Origin of the sequence: Rhizobium acaciae (assembly GCF_025941625.1) — a bacterium.
GTDB lineage: Bacteria > Pseudomonadota > Alphaproteobacteria > Rhizobiales > Rhizobiaceae > Rhizobium > Rhizobium acaciae.
Genome location: NZ_JAPCZO010000078.1, coordinates 1 through 1,151 on the forward strand (window position 1 = coordinate 1; position 1,151 = coordinate 1,151).

General features: G+C 64.6%; 1 protein-coding gene. It reads left to right on the plus strand.

Annotated features, from left to right (window positions below; all coding sequences use genetic code 11):
• Positions 1-1,151, plus strand: a 1,151-nt coding sequence (locus OLZ32_RS39145; protein ID WP_264400087.1) for a DUF4082 domain-containing protein, incomplete at both ends; no start/stop codon positions are given.

Sequence of the window (1,151 nt, forward strand, 5' to 3'; positions counted from 1 at the left end):
GGCACGGCGCTGCCTGCCTGGCTGAGCTTCAATGCCTCGACCCGGACCTTCACCGGAACGGCGACGACATCAGGCACCTATGGCGTCAGGGTAACGGCAACCGATCTCGGCGGCCTTGCCGCCAACGAGACCTTCAACATCGCCGTGTCGACATCAGGCAACACGACGCCGACGGCGGTTGCCGATGCGGGCGACGCGACCGAGAAGGGTGGTGTGGCCAACGGTTCGGGCGGCGTGGTTGCCGGCGGCAACGTGCTGACCAACGATACCGATGCGGATGCCGGTGATACCAAGACGGTGACGGCGATCCGCTTCGGCGCCACAACCGGTACGCTCGGCACGGCACTGAACGGCACCTATGGCAGTCTCGTGCTCAGCGCATCGGGCGTCTATAGCTATGCCGTCAATGAGACCAATGCCGCCGTGCAGGCGCTGCGGCAGTCGACCAACACGCTGAGCGATGTGTTCAGCTATACGATGCGTGACACGGCCGGCGCGACAGCCACGGCCAGCCTCACCGTCACCATCCACGGCGCCAACGACGCGCCGGTGCTGGCGGTCCAGACGGCTGCCCAGAACGCCACCGTCGGCTCTGCCTTCTCGTTCACGCTGCCGACGACGACCTTCACCGATGTCGACAGCGGCGAGACCCTCACCTATGCGGCAACGGCTGCCGATGGCACGGCGCTGCCTGCCTGGCTCGCCTTCAATGCCACGACGCGGACCTTCAGCGGCACACCGACGACATCCGGCACCTACGGCGTCAGGGTGACGGCAACCGACCTCGGCGGCCTTGCCGCCAACGAGACCTTCAATATCACTGCGACAGTGGCGCCTGCGACCTACAGCCTGTTTAACGCTTCCAGCACACCGGCCCAGACCAATCTCAACGACGGTCAGCAGCTCGAGGTCGGCGTCAAGTTCCAGTCGAACGTTGTCGGTGACATTACCGCCATCAGGTTCTACCGCAGCGCCAACGACAACGGACAGAACGTCGTCGATCTGTGGACCACCACCGGCACCAAGCTTGCCACCGCCACCTTCACCAACACCACGGCGAGCGGCTGGCAGACGGTGAACTTTACAACGCCTGTCACCATCGCCGCCAACACCACCTATATCGCCTCCTACCACACCACCGGCGCTTACGT